The 18,760-nt window shown below is 63.7% G+C and carries 17 protein-coding genes and 1 pseudogene; 12 read left to right on the top strand and 6 right to left on the bottom strand.

What is annotated here, in order from left to right; genetic code table 11:
- The first annotated feature begins 13 nt into the window (after nucleotides 1-13).
- From LRS11_RS21990 to rpoS, 4 genes are all read left to right on the top strand, one after another.
- Nucleotides 14-649 (top strand): protein-L-isoaspartate(D-aspartate) O-methyltransferase, encoded by a 636-nt coding sequence (locus LRS11_RS21990; protein WP_260496976.1) that lies wholly within the window; start codon nucleotides 14-16, stop codon nucleotides 647-649.
- A 21-nt stretch (nucleotides 650-670) separates the two neighbouring features.
- A complete protein-coding gene (locus tag LRS11_RS21985; protein ID WP_260494940.1) occupies nucleotides 671-1,609 on the top strand; it encodes a DUF368 domain-containing protein in 939 nt (312 codons plus the stop codon).
- On the top strand, nucleotides 1,610-2,536 hold the full coding sequence (locus LRS11_RS21980; RefSeq protein WP_260494939.1) for a peptidoglycan DD-metalloendopeptidase family protein: 927 nt from the start codon (nucleotides 1,610-1,612) through the stop codon (nucleotides 2,534-2,536). It begins immediately after the preceding gene.
- 195 nt (nucleotides 2,537-2,731) lie between these two features.
- Nucleotides 2,732-3,739, top strand: a complete 1,008-nt coding sequence (gene rpoS, locus LRS11_RS21975) for an RNA polymerase sigma factor RpoS (protein WP_260494938.1) — start codon at nucleotides 2,732-2,734, stop codon at nucleotides 3,737-3,739.
- Nucleotides 3,740-4,196: 457 nt separating this feature from the next.
- Here rpoS and fdxA read toward each other — a convergent pair.
- Nucleotides 4,197-4,519: pseudogene (fdxA, locus tag LRS11_RS21970) on the bottom strand (ferredoxin FdxA).
- A 140-nt stretch (nucleotides 4,520-4,659) separates the two neighbouring features.
- Entirely contained in the window at nucleotides 4,660-7,227 is a 2,568-nt protein-coding gene (gene mutS / locus LRS11_RS21965) for a DNA mismatch repair protein MutS (protein WP_260494937.1), read from the bottom strand.
- A gap of 78 nt (nucleotides 7,228-7,305) precedes the next feature.
- Between mutS and LRS11_RS21960 the strand changes: the two genes are divergently transcribed.
- From LRS11_RS21960 to recX, 3 genes are all read left to right on the top strand, one after another.
- Nucleotides 7,306-7,797 carry a CinA family protein gene (locus LRS11_RS21960; RefSeq protein ID WP_260494936.1) on the top strand — a complete coding sequence of 164 codons (492 nt, stop codon included), beginning with the start codon at nucleotides 7,306-7,308 and terminating at the stop codon, nucleotides 7,795-7,797.
- 95 nt (nucleotides 7,798-7,892) lie between these two features.
- Nucleotides 7,893-8,945 carry a recombinase RecA gene (gene recA / locus LRS11_RS21955; protein WP_260494935.1) on the top strand — a complete coding sequence of 351 codons (1,053 nt, stop codon included), beginning with the start codon at nucleotides 7,893-7,895 and terminating at the stop codon, nucleotides 8,943-8,945.
- Between the two features lie 30 nt (nucleotides 8,946-8,975).
- Complete coding sequence (gene recX / locus LRS11_RS21950; RefSeq protein ID WP_260494934.1) at nucleotides 8,976-9,434, top strand: recombination regulator RecX; 459 nt, start codon at nucleotides 8,976-8,978, stop codon at nucleotides 9,432-9,434.
- 96 nt (nucleotides 9,435-9,530) lie between these two features.
- Here recX and LRS11_RS21945 read toward each other — a convergent pair whose 3' ends face one another.
- Together LRS11_RS21945 and LRS11_RS21940 are read right to left on the bottom strand one after the other, a co-directional pair.
- Nucleotides 9,531-10,610, bottom strand: coding sequence for an LOG family protein (locus tag LRS11_RS21945; protein WP_260494933.1), 1,080 nt, complete (start codon nucleotides 10,608-10,610; stop codon nucleotides 9,531-9,533).
- 205 nt (nucleotides 10,611-10,815) lie between these two features.
- The gene (locus tag LRS11_RS21940; protein ID WP_260494932.1) at nucleotides 10,816-12,219 is read right to left on the bottom strand and encodes an MBL fold metallo-hydrolase RNA specificity domain-containing protein; all 1,404 of its coding nucleotides are present in this window, start codon (nucleotides 12,217-12,219) and stop codon (nucleotides 10,816-10,818) included.
- 123 nt (nucleotides 12,220-12,342) lie between these two features.
- Between LRS11_RS21940 and LRS11_RS21935 the strand changes: the two genes are divergently transcribed.
- Nucleotides 12,343-14,748 (top strand): xylulose 5-phosphate 3-epimerase, encoded by a 2,406-nt coding sequence (locus tag LRS11_RS21935; RefSeq protein ID WP_260494931.1) that lies wholly within the window; start codon nucleotides 12,343-12,345, stop codon nucleotides 14,746-14,748.
- A 55-nt stretch (nucleotides 14,749-14,803) separates the two neighbouring features.
- A complete protein-coding gene (locus tag LRS11_RS21930) occupies nucleotides 14,804-14,998 on the top strand; it encodes a hypothetical protein (RefSeq protein WP_260494930.1) in 195 nt (64 codons plus the stop codon).
- 9 nt (nucleotides 14,999-15,007) lie between these two features.
- On the opposite strand, the gene LRS11_RS21925 is transcribed toward LRS11_RS21930, so the two are convergent.
- Nucleotides 15,008-15,409 carry a quorum-sensing-regulated virulence factor family protein gene (locus LRS11_RS21925; RefSeq protein WP_260494929.1) on the bottom strand — a complete coding sequence of 134 codons (402 nt, stop codon included), beginning with the start codon at nucleotides 15,407-15,409 and terminating at the stop codon, nucleotides 15,008-15,010.
- Nucleotides 15,410-15,527: 118 nt separating this feature from the next.
- On the opposite strand from LRS11_RS21925, the gene LRS11_RS21920 reads away from it, so the two are divergent.
- Nucleotides 15,528-16,238, top strand: coding sequence for a tRNA-uridine aminocarboxypropyltransferase (locus LRS11_RS21920; protein ID WP_260494928.1), 711 nt, complete (start codon nucleotides 15,528-15,530; stop codon nucleotides 16,236-16,238).
- A 140-nt stretch (nucleotides 16,239-16,378) separates the two neighbouring features.
- Here LRS11_RS21920 and LRS11_RS21915 read toward each other — a convergent pair whose 3' ends face one another.
- Nucleotides 16,379-17,269, bottom strand: a complete 891-nt coding sequence (locus LRS11_RS21915) for a DMT family transporter (RefSeq protein WP_260494927.1) — start codon at nucleotides 17,267-17,269, stop codon at nucleotides 16,379-16,381.
- A 119-nt stretch (nucleotides 17,270-17,388) separates the two neighbouring features.
- On the opposite strand from LRS11_RS21915, the gene erdR reads away from it, so the two are divergent.
- A complete protein-coding gene (erdR, locus tag LRS11_RS21910) occupies nucleotides 17,389-18,039 on the top strand; it encodes a response regulator transcription factor ErdR (RefSeq protein ID WP_260494926.1) in 651 nt (216 codons plus the stop codon).
- A 215-nt stretch (nucleotides 18,040-18,254) separates the two neighbouring features.
- Entirely contained in the window at nucleotides 18,255-18,620 is a 366-nt protein-coding gene (locus tag LRS11_RS21905; protein WP_260494925.1) for a diacylglycerol kinase, read from the top strand.
- The last annotated feature ends 140 nt before the right edge of the window (nucleotides 18,621-18,760 follow it).

Raw genomic sequence — 18,760 nt, 5'->3', positions numbered from 1 at the left:
CCAGGGCGTCGGCATGACTTCGCAGCGTACCCGCGAGCGCCTGATCGAGCGCCTGTACGAAGAAGGCCTGTCCAATCCGCACGTGCTGGAAGTCATCCGCCGTACGCCGCGCCACTTGTTCGTCGATGAGGCATTGGCGCATCGCGCCTACGAAGACACCGCGCTGCCGATCGGGCACAACCAGACCATCTCCCAGCCGTACATGGTCGGACGGATGACCGAGCTGCTGCTGTCCGCCGGGCCGCTGGACAAAGTGCTGGAGATCGGCACCGGTTCCGGCTACCAGACCGCTGTGCTGGCGCAACTGGTCGAGCGGGTGTTCTCGGTCGAGCGCATCCAGAGTCTGCAGGATCGCGCCAAGGAGCGTCTGGCCGAGCTCAAGCTACGCAATGTGGTGTTTCGCTGGGGCGATGGCTGGGAAGGCTGGAATGCGCTGGGGCCCTACAACGGCATCATCGTCACTGCGGCCGCCGCCGAAGTACCGCAGGCGCTGCTCGAGCAGCTGGCTCTGGGTGGCCGCCTGGTGATTCCGGTCGGCGCCGGCGATGTGCAGGAACTGCTGCTGATCGTCCGCGAAGAAGACGGTTACTCCCGGCATGTGCTGGATGCGGTGCGTTTCGTGCCGCTGCTCAACGGGCCAGTGGCCTGACCGATCTGCCAAGGAAGCTGCATGAAGAATTATCTGCTGCTCTTCGCCAAGGGCATTGCGATGGGTGCGGCTGATGTGGTGCCGGGCGTTTCCGGTGGCACCGTGGCCTTTATCAGCGGCATTTACGATGAGCTGCTGCGCTCGATAGCCAGCGTGCCGGAAGCCCTGTTGCAGCTGCTGCGCGGGCGCATCGTCAAGGCCTGGCAAACGGCCAATGCCACTTTCCTGCTGGTGCTGCTGAGCGGCATTCTGACCAGCATTTTCAGCCTGGCGCGGCTGATCACCTGGCTGCTGGACGAACATCCTATACCGGTCTGGTCGTTCTTCTTCGGTCTGATCCTGGTGTCCAGCCACCTGGTGGCACGTGAGATCACGCGCTGGAACTGGACACGTTTCGCCAGCTTCGTGCTGGGCATTGCTTTCGCCTGGTGGATCACCGTGGCCTCGCCGGTGCAGTGGGGCAGCGATCCTTTGAGCCTGTTTATGGCCGGCGCCATTGCCATCTGCGCGATGATCCTGCCGGGCATTTCCGGCAGTTTCCTGCTGGTGCTGATGGGCTTGTATGCGGTCGTGCTGGGCGCGGTGAAAACCCTGGATATCGCCGTGCTGGCGGTCTTCGCTGCCGGCTGCCTGGTCGGCATTCTGAGCTTTGCCCGTCTGCTCAGCTGGCTGCTGGCGCGCTGGCGTGATCTGACCCTGGCGTTCCTGGTTGGCCTGATGCTTGGTTCGCTGAACAAGGTCTGGCCGTGGAAACAGACCCTGACCTGGCGCACCGACAGCCATGGTCAGCAGACACCCCTGCTGCAGGACAACCTGCTGCCGGCGCAGTTCGCTCAGCTCAATGGCCAGGATGCCCAGCTCTGGCTGGCTATTCTTCTGGCCATTGCGGGTGTGATCCTGATTCTGGGTCTGGAGTGGCTGGCTGGGCGCAAACAGCAAACGGCTGGCTCCTCCGAATAAATGCGGCACAATAGCCGCTCTTACAAGAAACACCTGCATAGGGAGCTCGGGGTGACAGTCACAACCAAACAGCAGCGAAATGGCCTTGCCGGTCGAGCCGGCCTTGGTGCATTGCTTTTCGCCGCCTTGCTCAGCGGTTGTGGCAGCTCTCCGACTACGCCGGTGCAGGTGGTTGATCGCAATCATGCCGGCGGCCAGCAGCCGCGCCCCCAGGCCAGCGGTGGCCAGTACATCGTGCAGCGCGGCGATACCCTGTATTCGATTGCGTTCCGTTTTGGCTGGGACTGGAAGGGGCTGGCAGCGCGCAACAATATCCCAGCGCCCTATGTAATTCGCCCAGGGCAGATCATCCGTTTCGACTCCCCCCAGGGCAGCGCACCGGCCGTGGCCCAGGTCAGCAAGTCGACTAGCGCCCCTGTGGTTGTGGCTCAGCAGCCGGTTACGCGTGCGCCACAGCAACCGCCGGTACAGGCTGCGCCGCCCCCGGTTCAGGCCAGCAAGCCGCCGGTAACGGCCCCGGTTGTACCCGGCAAAGTGCAGCCGGTAACCCGCTCGGCGAAAGGCTGGGCCTGGCCGGCGAATGGCGTGCTGATCGGAAAATTCTCGTCAAACGGCAGTTTGAATAAAGGAATTGATATCGCCGGTGAATTGGGCCAGCCTGTTTTGGCTGCGTCTGATGGTTCCGTTGTGTACGCCGGAAGTGGGTTACGGGGCTACGGCGAACTGGTGATCATCAAGCACAGCGATACCTACGTAAGTGCTTACGGACATAACCGTAGACTACTGGTGCGGGAGGGGCAGCAGGTCAAAGCCGGACAGAATATCGCCGAGATGGGTTCCACGGGAACCGACCGGGTGAAACTCCACTTCGAGATTCGCCGTCAGGGCAAACCTGTGGATCCGCTGCAATATCTGCCACGTCGCTGACCTTGCTACCAGTCTGTTCCAGAGTAGGAGGAACGGGCTCGGGTGTTGCCAGGGAGTGAATTCAGCTTTATTTCAGGTGCGAAGTGAACGGCAGCAGGTCTGTTTCGGCAGGCGTGGGGGGCCGGTTCTCCCTGAAGTGAAACTGGAATGGGCGCCGCCAGGGCTTGTTGTCGAACTCAGCAAAGGACAACAACAATGGCACTCAATAAAGAAGCGCCGGAGTTTGACGTCGACGATGAAGTGCTGCTCATGGAGCCCGGCATCGTCCTGGAAGATGTGTTAAGCGAGGATTCCGAGCTACCGCTTTCCAGCGCCAAATCCAGAAACTCGACCACTAGTCTCAAGCAGCACAAATACATCGATTACACCCGGGCGCTCGACGCCACTCAGCTCTATCTCAATGAAATCGGCTTTTCCCCTCTACTGACTCCTCAGGAAGAAGTGCACTTCGCGCGTCTGGCGCAGAAGGGTGATCCTGCGGGTCGCAAACGCATGATCGAAAGCAACCTGCGACTGGTGGTGAAAATCGCCCGGCGCTACGTCAATCGGGGTCTTTCCCTGTTGGATCTGATCGAAGAGGGCAACCTCGGGCTGATCCGCGCAGTGGAAAAATTCGACCCGGAACGTGGCTTTCGCTTTTCGACCTATGCCACCTGGTGGATTCGTCAGACCATCGAACGGGCGATCATGAATCAGACCCGCACGATTCGTTTGCCGATCCATGTGGTCAAGGAGCTCAACGTCTACCTGCGCGCCGCGCGCGAGCTGACGCAGAAACTCGATCACGAACCGTCGGCCGAGGAGATCGCCAACCTGCTGGAAAAACCCGTGGGCGAGGTCAAGCGCATGCTTGGCCTCAACGAGCGGGTGACTTCGGTGGATGTGTCTTTGGGGCCGGATTCGGACAAGACCCTGCTCGATACCCTGACCGACGAAAAGCCGACCGACCCCTGCGAGCTGCTGCAGGATGACGACCTTTCGCAGAGCATCGACCAGTGGCTGTCGGAACTCACCGACAAGCAGCGTGAGGTGGTGATCCGCCGCTTCGGTCTGCGTGGTCACGAGAGCTGCACGCTGGAGGAAGTTGGCCAGGAAATCGGCCTGACCCGCGAGCGGGTTCGGCAGATCCAGGTCGAAGCGCTCAAGCGTCTGCGCGAGATTCTCGAGAAGAATGGCTTGTCGAGTGACGCGTTGTTCCAGTAAGCACTTCTGGGTGCATGAGAAACCCGGCTTCGGCCGGGTTTTTTATTGTTGGCGTTGTAAGTGATTGCTTACAGAGGCTGTAGGAAATTGCAGGTGGCTAGCGCGGGTGATGGGCCTTTCTCCTACGTCGATAAAATTTAACCAATTGAAAAATAAAGACTTCTTCTTAGGTTATGGCCGTCATTGGCTTCTTTTGCGCTGAGTGGTGGCCTTGTTCAGTCGGGGCAAAACGCTAATATGAACCCCGTGCAAAGGGAAAAGCACAGGCCCTCAGGGAAGAAGGTCAGGAACCACCGCAGGATGCGGTTCATCAGGATGATGAGCAGGAGACAGAGGGAGTAGGGAAAAAAGAGCGGGCGGTTAATCACCGCCCCTTTTTTTGCCCGTAGAAAAGCTGCACACAGCAAAAGGCCCGCGTCGTGCGGGCCTTTTGCGTTGCAGCGAAAGCGCTTAGTGCTTAGCGCTCCAGGTGCTGCAGCTTGTCCTTCACGCCATCCCACTCTTCGGCGTCCGCCAGGGCTTCTTTTTCTCGGTGATGTTCGGCCAGACTTCGGCCAGGTCGGCGTTCAGCTCGATGAACTCCTGCTGGTCTTCCGGCACCTCGTCTTCGGAGAAGATCGCCTGGGCCGGGCATTCCGGCTCGCACAGGGCGCAGTCGATGCACTCGTCCGGGTGGATCACCAGGAAGTTCGGGCCCTCATAGAAGCAGTCAACCGGGCAGACTTCCACGCAGTCGGTGTATTTGCACTTGATGCAATTGTCGGTAACGACGAAGGTCATGGTTCGATTCTCTCCTCGGGCGGCGGCCTGATCCCTTTCTGCGTAGGGCTTGCAGGTGCTCTGTAATTGGCCGCGGCTCAGGCTGTAAACCGGGCAGTCGTAAAATTGCGCGCGATTCTATCAGCTTGCGGCGCTGGGCGTTAGATGCGCGTCTTCCATGTATATAACAGCTCCAGGGCACGACGCGGTGTCAGATCATCGGGATTGATCTTGGCCAATTCCTCCAGCACGGGGTGCGGCAGGCTGGCAAACAGGTCGTTCTGCAGTGGTGCTGCCGGTTGGCCAGGTGCACTGTGCGGTGTTTCGTGGGGCAGGCTGGTGGTTTCCAGGCGCGCCAGGTGCTCGCGGGCGCGGGCGATCACCGGCGCCGGCACGCCGGCCAGCTGCGCCACGGCCAGGCCATAGCTCTGGCTGGCCGGACCGGGCAGCACGTGGTGCAGGAAGACGATGCGCTCGTTGTGCTCGGTGGCGTTGAGGTGCACGTTGGCGACCACTGGCTCACTTTCCGGCAGCACGGTCAGCTCGAAGTAGTGGGTGGCGAACAGCGTCCAGGCGCGCAGGCTGGCCAGCTGTTCGGCGGCCGACCAGGCCAGCGACAGACCGTCGAAGGTGCTGGTGCCGCGGCCGACTTCGTCCATCAGCACCAGGCTGCGCTCGCTGGCGTTGTGCAGGATGTTGGCGGTTTCGCTCATCTCGACCATGAAGGTCGAACGGCCGCCGGCCAGGTCGTCGCTGGAGCCGATGCGGGTGAAGATGCGATCGACCAGCGACAGCTCGCAGCTGGCTGCCGGGACAAAGCTGCCGATATGGGCGAGCAGCACGATCAGCGCGGTCTGGCGCATGTAGGTCGACTTACCGCCCATGTTCGGGCCGGTGATGATCAGCATGCGGGTGTTGTCGTCCAGACCCAGGTCGTTGGCTACGAACGGCGTATCCAGCACCTGCTCGACTACCGGATGGCGGCCCTGGCTGATGCGCATGCAGGGTTCTTCGACGAAGCGCGGGCGATTGAGGTCGAGGTTCAGCGCGCGTTCGGCCAGGTTGCTCAGCACGTCCAGTTCGGCGAGGGCTGCCGCGGTGTCCTGCAGCGGCGCCAGGTGGCCGATCAGGTGCTCCAGCAGTTCGTCGTACAGCAGTTTCTCGCGAGCCAGGGCGCGGCTCTTGGCCGACAGGGCCTTGTCCTCGAACTCCTTGAGCTCCGGGGTGATGAAGCGCTCGGCGCCTTTCAGGGTCTGCCGGCGGATGTAGTCGGCGGGCGCCGATTCGGCCTGTTTGCTCGGCAGCTCGATGAAGTAGCCGTGCACGCGGTTGTAGCCGACCTTGAGGTTGGCCAGGCCGGTACGGGCCTTCTCGCGCACTTCCAGATCCATCAGGTACTGGCCGGCGTTCTCGCTCAGCGACTGCAGTTCATCCAGCTCGGCGTCGTAGCCGGTCTTCAGCACGCCGCCGTCGCGGATCACCGCCGGCGGGTTGTCGATGATGGCGCGGGCCAGCAGGTCGGCCAGTTCCGGGTAGGTGCGAATGCTGGTCGCCAGCTCGGTTAGGTGCGGAGTATCCAGCTGAGCCATGCCGTTTTGCAGCTGCGGCAGGGCGGCCAGGGCGTCGCGCAGGCGCGCCAGGTCGCGTGGGCGGGCGTTGCGCAGGCCGATGCGGGCGAGGATGCGCTCGAGGTCGCCGATGTCCTTGAGCTGCGGCTGGATCAGTTCGAACTGGTAGCGGTCCAGCAGGCAGGCGATGGAGTCCTGGCGGCCTTCCAGCACGGCACGATCGCGCAGCGGACGGTTCAGCCAGCGGGTCAGCAGGCGCGAACCCATGGCGGTCTGGCAACGGTCGACCACCGATTGCAGGGTGTTGTCGCGCCCTCCGGCGAGGTTGGTGTCCAGCTCCAGGTTACGCCGGCTGGCGCCATCGAGGATCACCGTGTCGTCCAGGCGCTCGTGGCGCAGGCTGCGCAGGTGCGGCAGGGCGGTGCGCTGGGTCTCCTTGGCATAGCCGAGCAGGCAGCCGGCGGCGCCGATGGCCAGGCTCAGGTTCTCGCAGCCGAAGCCTTTCAGATCCTGGGTGGCGAACTGTTGGCACAGGCTCTTGCGCGCCGTGTCGCGATCGAAGTCCCAGGGCGCGCGGCGGCGGGTGCCGCGGCGCTTGTCCACCGGCAGGCCCTGCGGCCAGTCGTCCGGGATCAGTAGCTCGGCCGGGCTCAGGCGCTCCAGCTCGGCCAGCAGATTTTCCCAGCCCTTGAGTTCCTGCACGGTGAAGCGGCCGCTGGTGATGTCCAGGGTGGCCAGGCCGAACAGGCGCTCGTCGCCGAGTACGGCGGCCAGCAGGTTGTCGCGGCGCTCGTCGAGCAGGGCTTCGTCGCTGATGGTGCCGGGGGTGATGATGCGCACCACCTGGCGTTCGACCGGGCCCTTGCTGGTGGCCGGGTCGCCGATCTGCTCGCAGATCACCACCGACTCGCCGAGCTTGACCAGCTTGGCCAGGTAGCCCTCGGCCGAGTGGTGCGGAATGCCGCACATCGGGATTGCCTGGCCGGCTGACGAGCCGCGCGCGGTCAGGGTGATATCCAGCAGCGCTGCGGCTTTCTTCGCGTCTTCGTAGAAAATCTCGTAGAAGTCGCCCATGCGGTAGAACATCAGCTGGTCCGGATGCTGGTTCTTCAGCTTCCAGTACTGCTGCATCATTGGCGTGTGGGCGGAGAGATCACTCATGGTTCTGGCTGTCCGGCTTAATTCACAAAGTCGCGTAGTGTACGGTATCCGCCGAACCCGCTTAACCCCGGAGCGCATATGGATTCCCTTACAGCTTTGGCTGCCCGCCTGGGGCAAGGCCTGCAAGCCGCGCACGCCCAGATCAGTACCGCCGAGTCCTGTACCGGCGGCGGGATTGCTGAGGCAATCACCCGCATTGCCGGCAGCTCGGCCTGGTTCGAGGCCGGCTATATCACCTATTCCAATGCACAGAAGACCGCCCAGCTGGGGGTGCCGGCCGAACTGTTCGAGCGCGTCGGTGCGGTCAGCCAGGAGGTGGTCGAGGCCATGGTGCACGGTGCCCGGCAGCGCAGTGGGGCACGCTTCGCCGTGGCGGTCAGCGGCGTGGCCGGCCCGGGTGGTGGTTCGCCGGAGAAGCCGGTGGGTACGGTCTGGCTGGCCTGGGGGGACGCCGAACAGCTGTACAGCCAGCGCTGTCAGTTTGCCGGCGACCGCAGCGAAGTACGCCGGCAGACGGTCGAGCGCGCACTGCAGGGGCTGCTCCGACTGACGGCAGGAGAAAAACCCTGACGGGGGTAGGCGAGCGACTTGCCTTATGGAATACTACTGTCTACTTATACAGTTGTTAGTGGGCGATTGGCCCTCTTGAATACGTGAGGATGGAAATGGACGACAACAAGAAGCGTGCTTTGGCGGCGGCCCTGGGCCAGATCGAAAAGCAATTCGGCAAAGGCGCAGTGATGCGCATGGGCGACCATGAGCGCCAAGCCATTCCGGCCATTTCCACCGGCTCCCTGGGTCTCGACATCGCCCTCGGCATTGGCGGCCTGCCGAAAGGCCGGATCGTCGAGATCTACGGCCCGGAGTCCTCGGGTAAAACCACCCTGACCCTGTCGGTGATCGCCGAAGCGCAGAAGATGGGCGCCACCTGCGCCTTCGTCGACGCCGAACACGCCCTCGACCCGGACTACGCCGGCAAGCTCGGCGTGAATGTCGACGACCTGCTGGTGTCGCAGCCGGATACCGGCGAGCAGGCCCTGGAAATCACCGACATGCTGGTGCGCTCCAACGCCGTCGACGTGATCATCGTCGACTCCGTGGCCGCCCTGGTACCCAAGGCCGAAATCGAAGGCGAGATGGGCGACATGCACGTCGGCCTGCAGGCCCGCCTGATGAGCCAGGCCCTGCGCAAGATCACCGGCAACATCAAGAACGCCAACTGCCTGGTGATCTTCATCAACCAGATCCGCATGAAGATCGGCGTGATGTTCGGCAGCCCGGAAACCACCACTGGTGGTAACGCCCTCAAGTTCTACGCCTCGGTGCGCCTGGACATCCGCCGTACCGGCGCGGTCAAGGAAGGCGACGAAGTGGTCGGCAGCGAAACCCGGGTCAAGGTGGTGAAGAACAAGGTAGCCCCGCCGTTCCGTCAGGCCGAATTCCAGATTCTCTACGGCAAGGGCATCTACCGCACCGGCGAAGTCATCGACCTCGGCGTGCAGCTCGGTCTGATCGAGAAGTCGGGCGCCTGGTACAGCTACCAGGGCAACAAGATCGGCCAGGGCAAAGCCAACTCGGCCAAGTACCTGGAAGACAACCCGGAAGTAGGCGGCGCCATCGAGAAAATCATCCGCGAGAAGCTGCTGGTGGCCTCCGGCCCGGCCGCTCGTGCGGAGTCGACGGCCGATGCTGACGACCTGGCCGATATCGACGCCTGATCGCCACCGCCTGATCGCCGGTAGTCGTCCATGATGCTCGATACCCTGGTTGCGGTGCGGCGTACCGCGATGGATCTGCTGGCGCGCCGTGAGCATGGACGCGTGGAGCTGACGCGCAAGCTGCGTCAGCGCGGCGCCCCGGCGGAGCTGATTGACAGCGCCCTCGACCGCCTGGCGGAAGAGGGGCTGCTGTCGGAGTCGCGTTATCTCGACAGCTTCGTCAGCAGCAAGGCGCGTTCCGGTTATGGGCCGCTGCGTATCCGCGAGGAACTGGCCCAGCGCGGTTTGCCGCGTGCAGCGATTGAGCAGGCACTGGCCGCCGCGGATATCGACTGGTCGGCGCAGTTGCGTGAACTCTGGCAGCGCAAGTTTTCCGCTGGTCTACCCACGGATGTGCGTGAGCGGGCCAAGCAAGGACGTTTCCTCGCCTACCGCGGTTTTTCCCAGGAACAGATCGGTCGCCTGCTACGCGGCGCCGACCTGGACTGAATTCCCCTTTAAGCCCGGAGTCCTCACTTCCGGGCTTTCTTTTATCTGTGCTTTGCATCTGTTGCAGCGCTGTGCCTGTGGTTAGTGCCGTGTGTCTCAGCCGTTCTGCGCCCAGTTCTGTGGCAGGTTGATGAAGTCCACCAGTTCGCGCAGGCGGCCGTGGTCGCGGGCGTTGAAGTGGAAGGCCAGGCGGGTCAGCTCGCAGAACTCCGGTTCGTCACTTTCCGCCTCGCAGTGTTCCTGTTGCAGATAGCCACCGCTCAGGCACAGATCGGCGAACTCCTTGTCCAGGGTCTTCAGGGCTGCGGCATTGAGCGGGTGGTTCATACGAATCAGGAAGCTGCCCTTGAGCCAGCGCGTCGAGTGGAAGTTGCGGTAGAAGCGGGCGATCTCCTGGCCGGCTTCCTCGGCGCTGTGCGCCACGCGCATCAGGTGCATGTCGCTGGGCAGGATGTAGTGGCGCTCCAGCAACTGTTCGCGGATATAGCGCAGGGCTTCTTCCCAGTAGTTGCTGCCCGGTTCATCCAGCAGCACGATGGGCACCAGTGGGCTCTTGCCGGTCTGCACCAGGGTCAGGACTTCCAGTGCTTCGTCCAGTGTGCCGAAGCCGCCCGGGCAGAGCACCAGGGCATCGGCTTCTTTGACGAAGAACAGTTTGCGCAGGAAGAAAAAGTGGAAGGACAGCAGGTTGCCGCTGCCTTGCACGGTGGCATTGGCACCCTGTTCGAAGGGCAGGGTGATATTGAAGCCGAGGCTGTTTTCCAGGCCGGCACCTTCATGGGCGGCGGCCATGATGCCGCCGCCGGCACCGGTGATCACCATCAGATCCAGGCGGGCCAGGGTCTGGCCCAGTTCGCGGGCCAGGCGGTAGGTCGGATGGTCGGCTGGAGTGCGCGCGGAGCCGAACACGGTGACCTTGCGCCGGCGTTTGAACTGTTCGAGAGAGCTGAAGGCGTGCTCCATTTCCCGCAGGGTTTGCAGCATGATCTTGGCGTCCCAGCGATTGCGGTCGGCCTGGGCCATGCGCACTACCGTGGTGAGCATTTCCTGGTACAGCGGCAGATTGGGGCTGGCGGGCGGTACCACCAGGCTGGCGAGTTCGGCCACCTTGCTGCTCAGGTCGATCCCGCTGGTCTGAAAGTGCCGAGACAGATAGTCGTCCGGTTCATAAGGCATACAACTTCTCCTTTTCTGATACGGACCGGGTCATTCCACATCCTTGAAACGCCCGACCCTGTAGAGAGTATGGCTGGGCCATGGCGCTTTGAGAGGCAAACGAGAGGCGGGTTGCAGCGCGGCAGCCAGGCTTTTGTAACCGGATTGATCGGCCGGGGCCGGCAGGCCAGCCTGTTGGCTGACCTCGGCGGAAGTCGGGAGCCCCTCAGAGAGCGATCTGCTCGCCCGGTTCGGGGATATTGGCGATCCAGTTGAGCTGGTCGTGCAGGGCTTGCTGCAAGGCTTGCATCTTCTCCAGCTCGCCATGCACCAGGTACAACTCCGGGCGATGGTCGAAGTGACTGACCCAGTCGATCAGCTGCGATTGCCCGGCGTGGGCAGAGAAGCCGCCGAGGGTGTGGACCTTGGCTTTCACCGCCAGGCGCTGGTGCAGCACCTTGACCGTGCTGGCGCCATCGACGATGGCACGGCCCAGGGTGCCCTTGGCCTGGAAACCGGGAAATACCAGGTGGCACTCGCTGCGCCAGAGGTTGTGCTTGAAGTGGTGGACGATGCGCCCGCCGGTGCACATGCCGCTGCCGGCGATGATGATGGCGCCGCTGCGGATCCGGTTGATCGCCATGGAGTCTTCCGGCTGCGGGGTGCAGCGCAGGATCGGCAGCCAGTCCTCGATGCGCTTGCTGTTTTTGCTCTTCAGGGCGGCACGATCCGCCGGGTCGAACTGGTCTTGGTAGCGCGAGTAGATGGCGTTGGCGCGAATGGCCATGGGGCTGTCGAGGAACACCGCCTGCTGCGGCAGACGGCCTTCCTGATAGAAGCGTCCGAGGTAGTAGATCAGGTCCTGGGTGCGGCCGACGGCGAAGGAGGGGATCAGCACATTGCCGCCATCACGATGGGCCTGCTGCAGAATGGCGGCGAGCTCGTCGAGGGTGTCGCTGCTGCAGCGGTGGTCGCGGTCGCCGTAGGTGGATTCGAGCAGCACCAGGTCGGCGCGGTCGAGGGTAGTGGGGTCGCGCATCAGTGGTGAGCAGGTATTGCCCAGGTCGCCGGAGAACACCAGGCGGCGGCTCAGGTGATGGTCCTGCACAACCATCTCGACGATGGCCGAACCGAGAATATGCCCGGCCTCATGGAAGGTCACCTGCACGCCCTTGGCCACCTCGTGTGCGGCTCCATAGGCCAGTGGCCGCCGTTGGCGCAGTACCTGTTCCGCATCGAGGCTGGTATACAGCGGGCTGATCGGTGCCTTGCCCAGGCGCGCGCGCCACTTGTTCTCCCACTCGGCGTCGTGTTCCTGGATATGTGCGGCATCCAGCAGCATCAGCTCCATCAGCTCACAAGTGGCCTCGGTGGCGAAGATCGGCCCACGGTAACCGGCGGCGCTCAGCTTGGGCAGCAGGCCGGTGTGGTCGAGGTGGGCATGGGAAATCACCACCGCATCCAGGCTGAGCGGATCGAAGGGGAAGGGCGCGCGATTGCCGCCTTCCTCTTCCCGGTGGCCCTGGCGCAGGCCGCACTCCAGCAGTACCCGGGCGCCATCGCGGCTTTCGATCAGGTAGCAGGAGCCGGTGACTTGCTGGATAGCGCCGAGAAAGCTGAGCAGAGCCATGGAGGTGTCCTTGCAGGTTGAATGACTGCAGGTTGCCGCGAGCGCTGGCCACGGGTCTTGATACAGGTCAGCAGAGGCATGGATTAGCTGACCTAGACTGCGCTAAACCCCAGGAGCAGAGCCATGTCGCAGATCTTCCCGAGTGCCGCTGAGCTGGACGCCCATGCCGCTGCCGAGAGCCGTTTTGCCGAATGGCGGTGCGGTTACGGTCCTGTGCAGCATAGTCCAGAGACCCAGGCGGCCGTGTTCCGCCTGGCCCATCAACTGGTGCAAAGCGGTCGGCAGCCGGATCTGGCCAGCGTCTATCGATTCTTCTGGGCTCTGGATCGCCTGAATGCTGCCGGCCTGTGGCTGGTGGTGCACATGACCTATGCCCGGCACGTGCCTCTGGACGGTACGGCCTTGCAGACCGAGGACTTCAAGGTGCAGCCGGAAGGGCATACCGGTGGCGCGCTGAATATGGTGCCGGCCTATGCCGGCTATCTGGCGCTCAACGCGCTGACAGGTGAAACCCGCGGCTGGCTGATGGGTCAGGGGCACTGCGTGGCGGCCATCGAAGCGCTCAACCTGCTTACGGCCAACCAGTATCCGCAGCAGGCGCAGCGCTACACGCGCGACGAAGCCGGGATGAGTCGCCTGGTGGCGGATTTCTACAGCTATGCGCAGGCTCCGGATGGCGGCCCGGGCGTGCCGCTGGGCAGCCACGTCAATCCGCACACCGGCGGCGGTATTGCCGAGGGCGGTTACCTGGGCTTTGCCGAGTTGCAGTATGCGCACATGCCGCTGCCGGGGGAGAAGCTGGTGGCCTTCCTTTCCGATGGTGCGGCCGAAGAGCAGCGTGGCAGCGACTGGATGCCGCGCTGGTGGCGCGCCGAGGATTGCGGGGTGGCGCTGCCGGTTATGATCGCCAATGGCCGGCGCATCGAGCAGCGTACCGAGCTGGGCACCCATGCAGGACTGGACGGCTTTCGCCAGCACCTGGGTGGCTGCGGCTTCGACCCGCTGAGTTTCGATGGCCGCGACCCGGCGGCGTTTGCCTGCGCCCTCTGGGAAATGGAGCAGCGCCTGGAACACCGTGTGCAGGAGCTGCACAACCAGATTTTGCACTATCCGCTGCCGATGCCCTACGGCATTGCCGAAACGCAAAAGGGCTTTGGTTTCTATGGTGCCGGCAGCAACGCGGCGCACAACCTGCCACTGCCGGGCAATCCGCATGACGATGCGGCCGTGCGGGCGCTGTTCAATCAGCACGCGGCGCCCTTGTGGGTGGCGCCGCACGAACTGGCGCAGGCCTGTGCGCTGTTCATCACTTCACGCCGCGCGCGCCCGGCCGAGCGTGAGCATGTTCTGGCAGTACGTCAGCCAGCGACACCGCAATTACCCGAGCTGCACTATCAGTCCACTGCCTGTTCGCCTATGGCGGCCCTGGATCGCTTCTTCGTCGATCTGGTGGGCGCCAATCCGGGCCTGCGGCCACGGGTCGGCAATCCCGACGAGCTGGCCAGCAACCGCCTGGGCGGCGTGCTCAAGGCGCTCAAGCACCGGGTCAGCAGCCCGGAAAGCGAGCAGGAGTCGTTGCACGGCGCGATCATCACCGCGCTCAATGAGGAGGCCGTGGTCTCTGCCTGCCTGGCCAATCAGGGCGGGCTGAATCTGGTCGCCAGTTACGAAGCCTTCTGCGTGAAGATGCTCGGCGCCGTGCGCCAGAGCCTGATCTTCGCCCGTCAGCAGAAGGAAGTGGGGCGCCCGGCGGGCTGGCTGGGCTGGCCGCTGGTGGCGACTTCGCACACCTGGGAGAACGGCAAGAACCAGCAGTCGCACCAGGACACCACGTTCTGCGAGGCCCTGCTCGGCGAGATGAACGACATGCTGCGGGTGCTGTTTCCGGCCGATCACAACGCGTTGCTGGCCCTGCTGCCGGCGATCTACCAGGCGCGCGGGCAATTGGCCTGTGTGGTGGCACCCAAGCGCGAGCGGCCAGCGGTCTTCGATCAGCAGCAGGCCGAACGCCTGGCCCGCGATGGCGCCATCCTGCTGGATCAGGCGCCGGGCGCTGAGCCGCTGCTGTTGATTGCTACCGGCAGTTATCAGTTGACCGAGATGCGTCGCGCCGCCGTTCGTCTGAGCGCGGCAGGCTGCGCCTGGCGTCTGATTTACTTGCAGGAACCGGGGCGTTTCCGCGCCCCGCGTGATGTCTGGGAGGCCATGAGCGTGGCCCCGGCAGCGCTGCTCGAGGAGCTGTTCCCGGCGGCCTGTGGTCGCCGGATACTGTTGACCCACATGCGCCCCGAAGTGGCCCGCGGGCATCTCTGGCCGATTTTGGGCGATGCCCGCTGGCAGCGTGTGCTGGGTTACCAGAACCGCGGCGGGACACTGGACGAGGCCGGCATGCTGTTTGCCAATCGGGCCAGTTGGGCGCATGTGTTGCAGGCAGCGGCTGAGCTGCTGGAAATGAGCCCGCTGCAGCTGCTCAGTGCTGAGGAGTGGGCTGCGGTCTGTGGTGAAGGAGATCCCCTGAGCTTGCGTTGAGGCAGGTTGGCAGGCTCCCAGGGATGACATGAGGACGGCATAGGGAGTGGCAGGTATGCCCAAGTTGACGCTGGAGCTGGATCTGGAGCTGTATCGCCTGCTGGTGCAGGCCTCGCGCACCAATGGTCTGAGCCTGGAAGACGAGTGCCGCCGACGCCTGGAGGGCGGTGCGCGGCGCTCACGCTACATGGAGGCGTTGCTTGCCGAACTGCGCGCCGACGACGAGCAGAAACGCGCCGAAGGCCATTGAGCGCGCGGCCTATTGCAGGCCGCAATCGGCCTTGGCGAAACGCTCGGTAGTGACCGGGCGATTGCTCTGGTACTCGCTGAACTCGTAACGCAGTACGGCGCCGCGGGCCAACAGCTGGCGATAGCCGGTATTGCTGCAGACGCTCTTCGCCAGTTGCTGGCGCACCGCGTCCGGGTTGCCGCGCATTTGCGCCGCGTGTCCGCTGCGCACGCTGAGGTGGTTGATCAGTTCGTTGCCTTGCACCGTGTAGCCCTGGTCGAGGATGTCCTCGTTGATCGCCCGCGGCGTACCGACGCTGCTGTCCTTGGCCACCTGGCCGAGCATGCGGGCCAGCTCGTATTCCTGCAGTGAAGCCGCCTGGGCGGTGGGCAGGACAAGGCTGAGGACGAGCAGGATGGCGGGGCGCAGCATGGACGATCTCCTTAAATAAGACGGAATCCTTCGACCGGCCGGCAGCTGGCGGGTTCAGTCGTTGCCCATCTTACTCTAGACTTGCGCGCCCTTTGCTCTTCACTCCGCAGGTTTCTCCATGACTCACGCCGTTGCCCGGCTGCGCGCCGAACGTCTGGCACGCAGCCTCAAGCCTTTCGTGGCGCGCGGCTCGCGGGCACCGCGCTGCCCGCGCTGCAGGGTACTGGGCAGTCATTGCCTGTGTGCCTGGCTGCCGCAGGTCGAGGCGCGGGCGGGGGTGTGCCTGCTGATGTACGACGTGGAAGCGCTGAAGCCGAGCAACACCGGCTGGCTGATTGCCGATCTGGTGGCCGATACCTTCGCCTTCGGCTGGCAGCGTACGACGGTCGATCCGGCCCTGCTGGCCTTGCTGGCCGATCCGCAGTGGCAGCCCTATGTGGTGTTCCCCGGAGAGTATGCCGAGCCACAGCGGGTCATCGGCGAACTGCCGGCAGACAGCGGCAAGCGCCCGCTGTTCATCCTGCTCGATGCGACCTGGACCGAGGCGCGCAAGATGTTCCGCAAGAGCCCCTACCTGGACAACCTGCCGGTGCTCAGCCTGCAGCCGGAGCAGCTGTCGCGCTACCGCCTGCGCCGCTCCAAGCGTGACGAGCACTTGTGTACCGCCGAAGTCGCCGCCCTGTGCCTGGAACAGGCCGGCGACGGCCAGGCGGCGGGTGCGCTGGATGCCTGGCTGGACCTGTTCACCGAGCGCTACCTGGGAGCCAAGCACCGCTGGCCGGTGGACGAGAACAGCCCCGCGCACCTGGCCGTCAAAGCCTTTCTCTAGCGGGCTGTTGAAAAGCGTTGGCGAGGCAGCCAGCGCAAGGCAAAAACAGGAGAAAAAGCGCAGTTTACGAGCTGTAAATGAGCATTTTGAGCCTGTTTTTAACGCCGCGATGGCAACGCAGGTAGTTTTTCAACAACCTGCTAGTTCGTCAGGGCCTTCTTCGGCCATAGCTGGGCCAGCAGCATGCCGGCGAACATCAGGGCGCAGCCAAAATAGCCCTTCAGCGCCAGGGCCTCGCTGAGGAACAGCGCGCCGGCGATGGCGGCAAATACCGCCTCCAGAGACAGGATGATCGCCGCGTGCGAGGCGATGGCATGCTTCTGCGCCACCACCTGCAGGGTGAAGCCGACGGCCACGCCGAACAGGCCGCCGTAGAGAATCGCCGGGCCGGCGGCGAGGATGGCGTCGAGCTTGATCTCTTCGAGGACCAGGGCCAGTACCAGGCTGATCACTGCGCAGGTGGCGAACTGCAGCAGTGCCAGGCGCAGCGGGTCATGGCGGCTGGCGAAGAAGCTGACCAGCAACACATGCACACCCCAGACAAAGGCGCCGGCCAGCTGCAGCCAGTCACCGGAGGCGACCTGAAAACCTTCGCCTACGCTCAACAGGAACATCCCCGCCACCGCCAGGCCGGCGCCCAGCCAGGTGCCCATGCCGGTCTTGTGGCCGATGAACAGGCCAAGCAGCGGCACCACGATGACGTACAGGCCGGTGATGAAGCCGGAGTTGGTGACGCTGGTGAACAGCAGGCCGACCTGTTGCAGGTTGATGCCCAGCGACAGGGCCAGGCCCATGATCAGACCGGCGAGCAGCAGGCTGCGGTTGATCGGTTCTGGCGCTTTTTCGCCGCCACGGCGGCTCAGCAGCACAACCAGCGGCAACAGCACCACGCTGGCCAGGGCGAAGCGCAGGCCGGTATAGAGGAAGGGACCGATGGCATCCATACCCAGGCGTTGCGCCACGAAGGCCGAGCCCCAGATCATGGCGGTCAGTAACATCAGCAGGTCGGCGCGCAGGGCTTGGCTTCGCATGGTCGGTCTCGACAGTAAAAAGCCGCGACTTTGCCGCAAAGCGCGCGACTTGACCACCCCGTCAGGGCTGGGCATGCTTGGCGCCGCTTGCTGCCAGGCCCACAACAACAGGGAATTCCATGGCCGTTTACGAAATCCTTATCGCTGACGATCACCCCTTGTTCCGCAGCGCCCTGCAACAGGCGTTGAGCCTGGGCCTGGGCCCGGATGTGCGGCTGGTGGAAGCGGCCAGCATTGCCGAACTGGAAACCCGCCTGGGTGAGAAGAGCGACTGGGACCTGGTCCTGCTCGACCTCAACATGCCCGGTGCCTACGGTTTTTCCGGCCTGGTGCTGCTGCGCGGGCAGTACCCGCAGGTGCCGGTGGTGATGGTCTCGGCGCAGGAAGAACCGGCAGTGATAGTGCGTTCGCGCGAGTTCGGCGCCAGTGGCTTCATTCCCAAGTCCAGCTCGCTGGAAACCATCCAGCAGGCCGTGCGCCAGGTGCTCGACGGCGATGTCTGGTGGCCGGCGTTGACGGCCGAAGCGGCCAGCGTGTCGGCCGAGGCCAAGGCGGCCAGCGCCGGCCTGGCCAGCCTCACCCCGCAGCAGTTCCGGGTGCTGACCATGGTCTGCGAGGGCTTGCTGAACAAGCAGATCGCCTATGAGCTGAGTGTTTCCGAGGCAACCATCAAGGCCCACGTCACCGCCATCTTCCGCAAGCTCGGGGTGCGTACCCGGACCCAGGCGGCGCTGTTGCTGCAGCAGATGGAATCGATTCCGGGGCAGTGAGAACCTGTCTACGATCTCCTGACTGTCGGTCATACTGCGTTAAAAATGGCCTCGGAATGCTCATTTACAACTCGTAAACTCCGCTTCCTCAGCCATTTTTGCCTTGTCTGACTCTAATTCAGAAGGTCGTAAACAGGTTCTGAACGCTGCCCTTCACGTATTTTTGACGGCCCCGGCCCTAGGCTTTGGCGCAGTCTTTCTCAGGTAGTCACGCAATGTCGCCATTCAAGGGCCAGACCGGTCTGAAACGTATCCTCAATGCCGCCGGCTACTCGCTGGACGGCCTGCGCGCCGCCTTCGCCGGTGAAGCTGCATTCCGTCAGCTGGTACTGCTCAACGTGGTGCTGGTGCCTCTGGCCTTCTGGCTGGATGTCAGCCCGGTAGAGCGCGCGCTGATGGTGGCGGTGGGCCTGTTGTCGCTGATCGTCGAGCTGTTCAACTCGGCGGTGGAGGCGGCGATCGATCGCATCTCCCTGGATCGCCACCCCTTGTCGAAGAATGCCAAGGACATGGGCAGCGCCGCGCAGTTCGTTTCGCTCAGCCTGATTGCACTGGTCTGGTCGATTATCCTGATCGGCTGAATGTAGGAGATTGCCCGCCATCTTCGACGGAGTGCTGTCGCGCAGCAAACTCTGTAGGAGCCAGCTTGCTGGCGATGCTTTTGACCTGCCAAGATCGCCAGCAAGCTGGCTCCTACGTAGTGATGTGCTCTGCGACTACG

The sequence above is a fragment of the Pseudomonas sp. J452 genome (assembly GCF_024666525.1).
Lineage (GTDB): Bacteria > Pseudomonadota > Gammaproteobacteria > Pseudomonadales > Pseudomonadaceae > Aquipseudomonas.
Note: the sequence above shows the minus strand (reverse complement) of the source record. Positions and strands in the feature narration are given on the sequence as shown.

Excerpts from the sequence above, each read along its gene's own strand:
- LRS11_RS21945 (WP_260494933.1), bottom strand. The coding sequence starts at position 10,610 with ATGCCTTATGAACCGGACGACTATCTGTCTCGGCACTTTCAGACCAGC.
- LRS11_RS21990 (WP_260496976.1), top strand. The coding sequence starts at position 14 with ATGACTTCGCAGCGTACCCGCGAGCGCCTGATCGAGCGCCTGTACGAA.
- LRS11_RS21905 (WP_260494925.1), top strand. The coding sequence starts at position 18,255 with ATGTCGCCATTCAAGGGCCAGACCGGTCTGAAACGTATCCTCAATGCC.
- recX (WP_260494934.1), top strand. The coding sequence starts at position 8,976 with ATGATGCTCGATACCCTGGTTGCGGTGCGGCGTACCGCGATGGATCTG.
- LRS11_RS21985 (WP_260494940.1), top strand. The coding sequence starts at position 671 with ATGAAGAATTATCTGCTGCTCTTCGCCAAGGGCATTGCGATGGGTGCG.
- LRS11_RS21925 (WP_260494929.1), bottom strand. The coding sequence starts at position 15,409 with ATGCTGCGCCCCGCCATCCTGCTCGTCCTCAGCCTTGTCCTGCCCACC.
- LRS11_RS21935 (WP_260494931.1), top strand. The coding sequence starts at position 12,343 with ATGTCGCAGATCTTCCCGAGTGCCGCTGAGCTGGACGCCCATGCCGCT.
- LRS11_RS21980 (WP_260494939.1), top strand. The coding sequence starts at position 1,610 with ATGCGGCACAATAGCCGCTCTTACAAGAAACACCTGCATAGGGAGCTC.
- LRS11_RS21940 (WP_260494932.1), bottom strand. The coding sequence starts at position 12,219 with ATGGCTCTGCTCAGCTTTCTCGGCGCTATCCAGCAAGTCACCGGCTCC.
- mutS (WP_260494937.1), bottom strand. The coding sequence starts at position 7,227 with ATGAGTGATCTCTCCGCCCACACGCCAATGATGCAGCAGTACTGGAAG.
- LRS11_RS21930 (WP_260494930.1), top strand. The coding sequence starts at position 14,804 with ATGCCCAAGTTGACGCTGGAGCTGGATCTGGAGCTGTATCGCCTGCTG.
- recA (WP_260494935.1), top strand. The coding sequence starts at position 7,893 with ATGGACGACAACAAGAAGCGTGCTTTGGCGGCGGCCCTGGGCCAGATC.
- LRS11_RS21920 (WP_260494928.1), top strand. The coding sequence starts at position 15,528 with ATGACTCACGCCGTTGCCCGGCTGCGCGCCGAACGTCTGGCACGCAGC.
- rpoS (WP_260494938.1), top strand. The coding sequence starts at position 2,732 with ATGGCACTCAATAAAGAAGCGCCGGAGTTTGACGTCGACGATGAAGTG.
- LRS11_RS21915 (WP_260494927.1), bottom strand. The coding sequence starts at position 17,269 with ATGCGAAGCCAAGCCCTGCGCGCCGACCTGCTGATGTTACTGACCGCC.
- LRS11_RS21960 (WP_260494936.1), top strand. The coding sequence starts at position 7,306 with ATGGATTCCCTTACAGCTTTGGCTGCCCGCCTGGGGCAAGGCCTGCAA.
- erdR (WP_260494926.1), top strand. The coding sequence starts at position 17,389 with ATGGCCGTTTACGAAATCCTTATCGCTGACGATCACCCCTTGTTCCGC.